The sequence below is a fragment of the Streptomyces calvus genome, assembly GCF_006782915.1.
Taxonomy (GTDB): domain Bacteria; phylum Actinomycetota; class Actinomycetes; order Streptomycetales; family Streptomycetaceae; genus Streptomyces; species Streptomyces calvus.
In genome coordinates, this window is record NZ_VCNP01000049.1 from 138934 (window position 1) to 149314 (window position 10381).

The 10381-nt window shown below is 73.2% G+C and carries 4 protein-coding genes; 1 reads left to right on the plus strand and 3 read right to left on the minus strand.

What is annotated here, in order from left to right:
• Positions 1–66: 66 nt before the first annotated feature.
• The 3 genes from FGW31_RS24585 to FGW31_RS24595 form a co-directional block, all read right to left on the minus strand.
• Positions 67–864, minus strand: a complete 798-nt coding sequence (locus tag FGW31_RS24585; RefSeq protein ID WP_142195669.1) for a hypothetical protein — start codon at positions 862–864, stop codon at positions 67–69.
• Positions 865–971: 107 nt separating this feature from the next.
• Complete coding sequence (locus FGW31_RS24590; RefSeq protein WP_142195670.1) at positions 972–1169, minus strand: ferredoxin; 198 nt, start codon at positions 1167–1169, stop codon at positions 972–974.
• 5 nt (positions 1170–1174) lie between these two features.
• Positions 1175–2398, minus strand: coding sequence for a cytochrome P450 (locus FGW31_RS24595; RefSeq protein ID WP_142195671.1), 1224 nt, complete (start codon positions 2396–2398; stop codon positions 1175–1177).
• A gap of 276 nt (positions 2399–2674) precedes the next feature.
• On the opposite strand from FGW31_RS24595, the gene FGW31_RS24600 reads away from it, so the two are divergent.
• Positions 2675–10378 carry a non-ribosomal peptide synthetase gene (locus FGW31_RS24600; protein WP_142195672.1) on the plus strand — a complete coding sequence of 2568 codons (7704 nt, stop codon included), beginning with the start codon at positions 2675–2677 and terminating at the stop codon, positions 10376–10378.
• Positions 10379–10381 lie beyond the last annotated feature (3 nt).

Sequence of the window (10381 nt, forward strand, 5' to 3'; positions counted from 1 at the left end):
CGCCTCCCGGCCACCGCACCGGCCACCGGCCCCCGCTCCTTCGGCGCGGGGGCCGTTCGCCGTGCGTCAGGACGCCACGCGGGAGCCGAGGATCCGGTTGACGGCCTCCGCCACCCGCTTGTCGCGCAGCATGTCGCAGTGGTCGACGTCGATGCCGACGTTCCGGCCGGCCAGCGCCGCGCCCTGCGACGGCGTGCGGGAGCCGACCGCGGTCGCGGTGCGCCACGCGGCGGCCGGGTCGATGCGGCGGGCGGCGTCCAGGTAGGAGACGTACGACCGGAACACCGCGACGAACTCGTCCAGCAGCTCGGTGTCCAGCTCCTCCCGGGCGAACGCCGCACCGGCCCGCTCCATGAAGATCCGCACCAGGACGTCGCCGTACGCGCCGAAGTCCACGTCACCGGTGCGGGCGGCGTCCGCCTCCTGCTGCGCGGCGCTCACCTCCTCGGCGGTCAGCACCGAGGCGAACTGGTTCATCATCGCGGCGAAGTCCCGGTACAGGCCCGCCGGTTCGGGCACCTCCGGCTCGAACAGCACCAGGTGCGGGGCCTCGTCCTGCCGGGCCGCGACCCGCGCGGCCAGCTCACCGGCGAACACGCTGCCGGCGCAGTAGCCGAGCACGGCCCGCACCCTGCGGCCGTCGGCCGCCGCCTCGCCGTCCCACAGCGCGAGGTAGTCCTCGGCCGGCAGGCCGTCGCCGGCCGGCTGGCGGGTCTCCCACACGGCGAGCTCCGGGTCGAGGCGCGGTGCGAGGTCGGTGAAGGCCGAGTCGGACCGGCCGGTGGTGGCGAAGTCGACGGCGAGCACCAGCTCGCCGCCGGCCCGGCCGGGGCCGAGCACTTTCCATCCGCTGAGCTGAGTCATGGGTCTGTCCACTCCAGTACGGGAAGGCGGGAAAACGGCCGCGGGTCCGGCTCCCTCGTCGCTGTGGACGGGGAGCCGGACCCGCGGCCCGGGGGACGGGGAAGAGGTCAGCCGCCGGTGATCAGGACGGCCTTGCCCGGGCAGAGGTGCTCCGCGACCTTGCGGGCGTCGTCGGCGTCGGCGCCGGTGGGCGAGTCGTTGAGGACGACCACCATCCCGTCGTCCTCCTGGTCGAAGACCGACGGGGCGTGCAGCGTGCACAGCCCGGCACCGATGCAGCGGTCGCGTTCGGCGTGAACCTTCATGGCGCCTACCAGCCGATCGTCAGCTTGTGGACCGGCGGCAGCCCGTCGATCAGCTCGATCGGCTCGTCGCCCTCCACCAGGTGCAGGCCCGGGAAGCGCTCGACCAGGCTGGTGAGGCACATCTCCAGCATGAGGCGCGCGACGTGCTGGCCCAGGCACTGGTGGACGCCGTAGCCGAACGCCAGGTGGTCGCGGGAGTCGCGGTGGATGTCGAAGACGTCCGGGTTCGGGTACTTGGACGGGTCGCGGTCGCCCAGGCCCTTGAGGACCAGGATGCCCTCGCCCGCCTTGATGGTGACGCCGTCGATCTCGACGTCCTCCAGCGCGACCCGGGCGATGATCTCGTCGACCAGGCTGTAGTAACGCAGCACCTCGTCCACGGTCTTGGGCATCAGGCCCGGCAGGTCGGCACGGAGCGCGGCGAGCTGCTCGGGGTTCTCGACCAGGGCCTGGATGCCGAGCGCGATGCGGTTCACGATGAACTCGTAGCCCGCGAGCAGCAGCATCTTGGTCATCAGGGTCAGACCGTGGTGGTCGAACTCGTCGGTCTTGCCGGCCCGGGCGATGAAGTTGCCGAGCATGTCGTCGGTCGGGTTGCTCTGCTTCTCGGTGACGAGGGCCGCGAAGTACTTCATCAGCTCCTCGTTGGCCGCGAGCTTCTGCTCCATGGTGTACGAGTGGCGCGTGCCCACCATGATCGCGGCGTTCCGGGTGAAGATCTCCCGGTCGTTCTCGGGGATGCCGGCCAGCTCGCAGATCACCTGCGCGGGGAAGGGCAGGGCCAGCGCCTGGACCAGGTCGGCCGGGGCGCCCTCGGCCTCCATCTTGTCCAGGTAGTAGTCGATCAGGTCCTGCATCCGCGGCCGGAGCTTCTCCGCGGCCTTGATGGTGAAGTCGGGCAGCGCCATCTGACGGACCCGGGTGTGGCGCGGCGGGTCCATCGTCACCAGCAGGTTCTTCGCGTCGCGGGCGATCATGTCGAGCAGTTCCTGCGGCGCGGGGAACCGGATCGGGAAGGTGGGGTGCGGCTCGACGCTGAAGCGGTTGTCGGCCAGCAGGCGCTGGATGTGGTCGTGCTGCGCGACCAGCCACGCCTTGCTGCCCGACGGCATGGTGACCTGCGTCAGCGGCCGGCCTTCCGGCAGTTGGTCGTACTCCGGCAGCAGCGGGTTGGGCCAGCCGTGCGGGGCGACAGGGCACTTCGCCATCTTCGTCTCGGCGTCGGTCATGACGTTACCCCTATATCTGAGCTGAGGTCATTTCTTGCGGGCCGATCCTAAGGAGCGGCCCAGGCTTCCCGGAGCGGTTTGCCGCTAGCTGCAGAAGGGTCGGTCAGCAGAAACTGATTTCGCTTGGCCCATGGTCGTTTCCGGAAAATGCACCGGCCCGCGACAGCGATATCCGCGTCGTGTATCCGTTGACTCAGTACGTCCGACTACCCGGCCTTTCACGCCCCTTGACCGCCGAACACCGGATCGGCCCGGCCCGAAGAAAACAGAGGACAGATGTCTGACTCGTCAGCCACGGTTCTGCCACTGACCGCCGGCCAGGCCGGAATCTGGTACGCACAGAGCCTGAGCGGCCCCAACGCCACCTTCAACGCGGCCCTCTACCTGGACATCGAAGGAGCGGTGGACGAGCGGCTGTTCGTCGCCGCGATGCGCCAGGTCGTCACCGAGGCCGAGGCCCTGCGGGCCCGGATCACCGACGACGGCACCGGCCCGGTGCAGGTCCTCGAGCCCGTCGGCGACTGGGCCGAGCAGCCCGTGCAGGTCGTGGACTTCACCGCGGCCGAAACGCCGTGGCAGGACGCCGAGGCGTGGATGTGGGCCGACGCCGGCACCCCGCTCGACATGAGCGGCGAGCCGCTGTACCGGTTCGCCCTGCTGAAGGTCGCCGACGACCGGTCGCTGTTCTACTACCGCTACCACCACGTGGTGATGGACGCCGCCGGCGCGAGCCTGGTCGCCGCCCGCGTCGCCGACGTCTACACCCGGCTCGTCGCCGGTGAGGACACCGCCGACGGAGCGTTCCCGCCGCTGCGCGAGCTGATCGAGGACGAGGCCGCCTACCGGCGGTCCGCCGCCTTCGAGGCCGACCGGGAGTACTGGACCGCGCGGTTCGCCGACACCCCGGCCGTCCCGAGCCTCGGCGACCGGCCCACCGCGATGCCCCACCACCAGCTGCGCGGCGGCGCCCGCGTCCCGGCCGCCGTCGCCGCCGAGGTCCGCGACGCGGCCCGCACCGTCGGCGTCGGCTGGCCGGCCGCCGTACTGGCCGCGCTGGCCGCCTACACCAGCCGCATCACCGGCAGTTCGGACGTGGTGGTCGCGCTGTCCGTGGCCGCCCGCACCACCGCCGCCGGCCGCGCCGTGCCCGGCATGGTCTCCAACGTCATCGGCGTCCGCCTGGACGTGCGGCCGGAGATGACGGCCGCCGAACTCATCCGGCACGCCCACCTGAGGATGCGCGAGGCGTCCCGGCACAAGCGCTACCGCTACGAGGACCTGCGCCGCGACCTGAAGCTCCTCGGCTCCGACGGCCGGCTGCTCGGCCCGCGCCTCAACCTGCACGTGGCCTCCGCCGCCGTGGAGTTCGCCGGCGTCCCCGCCACCCTGCACCCGCTCACCGCCGGCCAGGACGACGACTTCTCCCTGATCGTGATGGCCGAGCCGGACGGCGGCTTCCGCTTCGACATGACGGCCAACCCGGACGTCTACCGCTCCGGCGCCGCCGAGCGCCACCACCGCCTCGTCATGCGGCTGCTCGGCGAACTCGCCGCCCGCCCGCACCGCCCGGTCGGCGCGTTCGACACGGTGGACGACGAGCTGCGGACCCGGCTCGTGAACGACTGGGGCGGCGTGAACGCCACGGCCGCCGCCCCGGAGCAGGTGCTGTCGACCCTGACCGAACGTTTCGCCGAGGCGGCCGCCGCCCACCCCGACCACACGGCCGTCGTCGCCTTCGACGGCGACGACCGCCGCACCCTGACCTACCGGGAACTCGACGAGCGCTCCAACCGCCTGGCCCGCCTGCTGATCTCGCGCGGTGTGCGGCGCGGCGACCTCGTCGCGCTGGCCATGCCCCGCTCGGCGGACCTGCCCGTGGCGCTGCTCGCCACGGTCAAGGCCGGCGCGGCCTACCTGCCGATCGACCCCGACTCCCCGGCCGACCGGGCCGCCTACATCCTCGGCGACGCCCGCCCGACCGCCATGGTCACCGCCCACCAGGACACCCTGGCGGCCCGCCCCGACGGCGACGTCCCCACGATCGTGCTGGACGACCCGTTCATCCGCATCGCCCTGGCCGCGCTGTCCGACGCGCCCGTCGAGGACGGCGACCGGGGCGGCCCGCTCCTGCCGCACCAGGCCGCCTACGTCATCTACACGTCCGGCTCCACCGGCCGCCCCAAGGGCGTCGTCGTCGCCCACCAGAACGTGATCCGGCTGCTCGACCGGACCCGCCACTGGAGCGGCTTCGGCCCGGACGACGTGTGGGCGCTGTTCCACTCCTACGCCTTCGACTTCTCCGTGTGGGAGATCTGGGGCGCCCTGCTGCACGGCGCCGGACTCCTGGTCCCGCCGCACCACGTGACCCGCTCCCCGCACGAGTTCCTGCGCATGCTGGCCCGCGAACGGGTCACCGTGCTCAACCAGACGCCGTCCGCCTTCTACCAGCTGATCCAGGCCGACGCCGACGAACCGGACACCGGCGCCGAACTCGCCCTGCGCTTCGTGATCTTCGGCGGCGAGGCCCTGGAGTTCGGCCGCCTCGCCCAGTGGTACGAGCGGCACGCCGAGGACGCGCCGCGGCTGGTGAACATGTACGGCATCACCGAGACCACGGTGCACACCACCGAGCTGATGCTGAACGCCGCCGACGCCACCGCCGGCACCGGCAGCATGATCGGCCTCGGCATCGGCGACCTGCGCCTGTACGTCCTCGACGGCGCGCTGCGCCCGGCCCCGCCCGGCGTCCCCGGCGAGCTGTACGTCAGCGGCCCCGGCGTCGCCGACGGCTACCTGGGCCGGCCCGACCTGACCTCCACCCGCTTCGTCGCCGACCCCTTCGGCCCCGCCGGGCAGCGCATGTACCGCTCCGGTGACGTGGTGCGCTGGGCCGAGGACGGCAGCGCCAACCTCGAGTACCTGGGCCGCTCCGACCACCAGGTCAAGATCCGCGGCTTCCGCATCGAACCCGGTGAGATCGAGTCCGCCGTCCTGCGCCACCCCGACGTGCGCCAGGCCGCCGTCGTCGTGCGCGAGGACACCCCCGGCGACAAGCGCCTGGTGGCGTACGTCGTCGGCGGGCAGGGCGGCGAGGCCGCCGCGCTGGAACCGGCGGCCCTGCGCAAGCACGCCGCCGCCGAACTGCCCGACCACATGGTGCCGTCCTGGTTCGTGCAGTTGGACGCGCTGCCGCTGACCACCAACGGCAAGCTCGACACCCGGGCCCTGCCCGCGCCCGACTTCGGCGCCGGCGTCTCCGGCCGCGCCCCGCGCACCCCCGAAGAGGAGATCTTCTGCGGCTTGTTCGCGGAGATCCTGGGCCTGCCGTCGGTCTCCCTGGACGACAACTTCTTCGACCTGGGCGGCCACTCGCTGCTCGCCACCCGGCTGGTCAGCCGCATCCGCGCCGCGTTCGGCGTGGAACTGGCCATCCGCACCGTCTTCGAGCAGCCCACCCCGGCCGCGCTGATCGGCTGGCTGGCCGGCACCGGCAACCTGCCCGAGGCGCGGCGCCCGCTCACCGTGATGGACAAGCCGGAGGAGATCCCGCTGTCCTTCGCGCAGCTGCGGCTGTGGTTCGTCGACAAGATCGACGGCGGGGCCGGCACGTACAACATCCCGCTCGTGGTGCGGCTGCTCGGCGCGCTCGACGAGGAGGCGCTGCAGGCCGCGATCGGCGACGTGATCGCCCGGCACGAGAGCCTGCGCACCGTCTTCCCCGACCGGGACGGCACCCCGCGCCAGCACATCCTGTCCGCCGCCGAGGCCACCCCCGTCATGGGCGTGACCGAGATCGCCGCGGACGAACTGGCCGACGCCATGGCCGACATGGCCGCCATCGGCTTCGACCTGGCCACCGAGGCCCCGGTGCGCGCCCACCTCTTCCGCGTCGCCGAGGACGACCACGCGCTGCTCATGCCGGTGCACCACATCGCCGGCGACGGCTGGTCCCTGGTGCCGCTCACCCGCGACCTGGAGACCGCCTACACCGCCCGCAGCCAGGGCCGGGTCCCCGACTGGAAGCCGCTGCCGGTGCAGTACGCGGACTACACGCTGTGGCAGCGCGAGATCCTCGGCGACGAGGACGACCCGAACTCCGCCATCCGCGCCCAGCTCGCGCACTGGAAGCAGTACCTGGCCGGGCTGCCCGAGGAGGTCACCCTCCCCACCGACCGGCCCCGGCCGGCCGTCGCCTCCTACCGCGGCGAGACCCTGCGCTTCGCGCTCACCCCCGAGCAGTACCAGCAGCTGATGCGCTGCTCCCGCGAGTTCGACGTCAGCCCGTTCATGGTGGTGCAGACCGTGCTGGCGGCGCTGCTGAGCAAGCTCGGCGCCGGCGACGACATCCCCCTCGGCATCTCCATCGCGGGCCGCACCGACGAGGCGCTGGACGACCTGGTCGGCTTCCTCGTCAACACCCTCGTGATGCGCACCGACCTCAGCGGCGACCCCCGCTTCGACGACCTGCTCGGCAAGGCCCGGGTGGACGGCCTGGCCGCCTTCGCCAACCAGGACCTGCCGTTCGAGCGGCTGGTCGAGGCCGTCAACCCGGAGCGGTCCGCCGGCCGCCACCCGCTCATCCAGATCGGCCTCGGCTTCCAGAACAACGCCACGCCGACCCTCGACCTGCCCGGCCTCGACGCGTGGATCGAGCCGGCCGTCACCCGCACCGCCAAGCTGGACCTGCTCTTCGACTTCCGCGAGGTGCAGGGCGAGGGCGACGGCCCCGACCACATGGTCTGCGCCGTCGAGTACGCGACCGACCTGTACGACCGCTCCACCGTGGAACTGCTCGTCGAGCGGCTGGTGCGGCTGCTGGACGCGGCGACGGCCCGGCCGGCCGCCCGGCTGAGCGAGCTGGACGTGCTCCGCGACGACGAGCGCCGGCGCGTCCTCGTCGAGTGGAACGACACCGCGCGCGCCGTCGACTTCGACACCCTGCCCGCCCTGTTCGCCGCCCAGGTGGCCCGTACGCCCGAGGCGCTCGCGCTGGTCGCCGGCGCCGAGGAGCTGTCGTACGCCGAGCTGGAGGTGCGGGTCAACCGGCTCGCCCGGCAGCTCGTCGCGCGGGGGATCGGCGCGGAGGACCGCGTCCTGCTGGTCATGCCGAAGTCCGTCGACCTGGTGGTGGCGCAGCTCGCCGTGGTCACCGCGGGCGCCGCGTTCGTGCCGGTCGACCCGGCCTACCCGCGCGACCGTGTGGCGTTCATGGCGCAGGACTGCGCGCCCGCGCTGATGCTGACCCGCACGGACGTCGCGGAGACGGCCGCCGAGGTCGTCCCGGACACGCCGACGCTGGTGGTCGACGACCCGGCCACCGCCGCCGAGATCGCCGCCCGGCCCGACACCCGGCTCACCGACGCCGAACGGGTCCGTCCCGCCTCGGTCGACCACGCCGCCTACGTCATCTACACCTCCGGCTCGACCGGCCGGCCCAAGGGCGTCGTCGTCACCCACCGCGGCATCGGCAACCTGGCCGCCGCGCAGATCGAGCGGTTCGCGATCCGGCGCGACAGCCGGGTCGTGCAGTACGCCACGCCGAGCTTCGACGCGGCCGTGTCCGAGACCTGCATCGCCCTGCTCCGCGGCGCCGCGCTGGTCCTGCCCGTCGACACCGGGCTGCTGCTCGGCGACGCCCTCGCCCGGTTCCTCACCGAGTACCGCGTCACCCACGCCACCATCCCGCCGGTCGCGCTGACCGGCCTGGACCCGGCGGCCGTGCCCGCGGACCTGGTGCTCACCGTCGCCGGCGAGGCCTGCCCGGCGGAACTGGCCGGCATCTGGTCCCACGGCCGCCGCATGATCAACGCCTACGGCCCCACCGAGACCACCGTCTGCGCCACCATGAGCGAGCCGCTCACCGAAGCGGCCGTCCCGCCCATCGGCACCCCGATCACCAACATGCGGGTGTACGTGCTCGACTCCCGGCTCAGCCCGGTCCCGCCCGGTGTCGACGGCGAACTGTACGTCGCCGGTGTCGGCCTGGCCCGCGGCTACCTGGGCCGGCCCGGACTGACCGCCGAGCGGTTCGTCGCCGCGCCGTTCGGCGAGCCGGGCGAGCGGATGTACCGCACCGGTGACGTGGTGCGCCGCCGCGCCGACGGGCAACTGGAGTTCGTCGGCCGCGCCGACGACCAGGTCAAGCTGCGCGGCTTCCGCGTCGAACCCGACGAGATCGCCGGTGTCCTCACCGACCAGCCGCAGGTCGCGTCGGCGGCCGTCGTCATCCGCGAGGACCGGCCCGGTGAGCGCAGGCTCGTCGGCTACGTCGTGCCCGCCCGGCAGGCCACCGAGGGACGCGACACCGGACTGGAGACCGACCAGGTCGACAAGTGGCAGGTCATCAACGACGAGGTGTACGGCGCCGCCGACGAGGCGGACGGCCCGCCGCTCGGCGAGAACTTCGCCGGCTGGCACAGCAGTTACGACGGCTCGGTGCTGCCCGAGGAGGAGATGCGCGCCTGGCGCGCGGCCACCGTCGAGCGGATCCTGGACCTGCGGCCGAAGCGGGTGCTGGAGATCGGCGTCGGCGCCGGCCTGATCATGGCGCCGGTCGCCCCGCACGTGGAGCTGTACTGGGGCGCCGACCTGTCCGGCACGGTCATCGAGACCCTGCGCCGGCAGACCGCCGCCGACCCGGTGCTGGCCGACCGCACCCGGTTCACCGCCGCCCCGGCGCACAGCCTGGACGGCGTGCCGGAGGGCACCTTCGACACCGTCGTCATCAACTCCGTGGCGCAGTACTTCCCGAGCGTCGACTACCTGACCGAGGTCATCGCCAAGGCGTTCGCGCTGCTCGGCGACACCGGCGCGGTCTTCCTCGGCGACCTGCGCGACCTGCGGCTGCTGCGCTGCATGCGGGCGGGCGTCCACCGCGTGGCGCACCCCGGCGACAGCCCCGCCGCCGCGCGCGCCGCCGTCGACCGGGCCGTCGAGCGGGAGACCGAACTGCTCGTCGACCCGGGCCTGTTCGACACCCTCGCCGGCACCCTGGACGGCTTCGGCGGCGTCGACATCCGCATCAAGCAGGGCGCCTACGACAACGAGCTGAGCCGCTACCGCTACGACGTGGTGCTGCACAAGCGCCCGGCGGAAGCCGTCTCCCTCGCCTCGGTGCCCGTCCTGGCCTGGGACGACGCCGGCGGCCTCACCGGGCTCGCGACCAGGCTGCGCGAGAGCGCCGCCGGCCCGCTGCGCGTCACCGGCATCCCCAACGGGCGCCTCGCCGCGGACCTGGTGGCCGTCGCCGAGATCGACGGCGTACCGGCACCCGACGGCATCGCCGTGGGCGCGCTCACCGACATCGGCTCCCGCGCCGGCTACCGCACCCTGGTCACCTGGACCGCCGCGGCCGCCGACGGCCGGCTGGACGCCGTGTTCGTCCCGGCCGGCGCCGGCGAGGAACCCGAGCCCGCCTACCGGGACCTGTACCTGCCGGGCCCGGCCCCCGAGCGGTACGCCAACGACCCGCTCGCCGGCCGCAAGGACGGCGCCCTGGTCGCCGAGCTGCACGACGCGCTCGCCGCCCGCCTGCCCGACTACATGGTGCCCGCCGCGCTGGTCGTCCTCGACGCGCTGCCCGTCACCCCGAACGGCAAGCTCGACCAGAAGGCGCTGCCCGCCCCGGACGCCGCCGCCTCCGCCTCGCACCTGGCACCCGCCACACCGGAGGAGGAGACCATCGCCCGGATCTTCGCGGAGGTGCTCGGGCTCGCCCGGGTCGGCGCCGACGACGACTTCTTCCGCCAGGGCGGCGACAGCATCGTCTCCATCCAGCTGGTCAGCAAGGCCCGGGCGGCCGGACTGACCCTGACCGCGCAGGACGTCTTCGCCCACCGCACCGTACGGGCCATCGCCGCGGCGGCCACGCCCGCACCCGACGACACCGGCACGACCGACCAGGCGGCCGGCAGCGAGTGGGACATCCCCCTGGTCTCCCAGGACGAGCTGGACGAGTTCGCATCGAATTGGAGCGTTTAGTCA

What these genes read in the sequence shown, in the direction of transcription:
- FGW31_RS24595 (WP_142195671.1), bottom strand. Translation starts at nt 2,398, where the DNA reads ATGACCGACGCCGAGACGAAGATGGCGAAGTGCCCTGTCGCCCCGCAC.
- FGW31_RS24590 (WP_142195670.1), bottom strand. Translation starts at nt 1,169, where the DNA reads ATGAAGGTTCACGCCGAACGCGACCGCTGCATCGGTGCCGGGCTGTGC.
- FGW31_RS24585 (WP_142195669.1), bottom strand. Translation starts at nt 864, where the DNA reads ATGACTCAGCTCAGCGGATGGAAAGTGCTCGGCCCCGGCCGGGCCGGC.
- FGW31_RS24600 (WP_142195672.1), top strand. Translation starts at nt 2,675, where the DNA reads ATGTCTGACTCGTCAGCCACGGTTCTGCCACTGACCGCCGGCCAGGCC.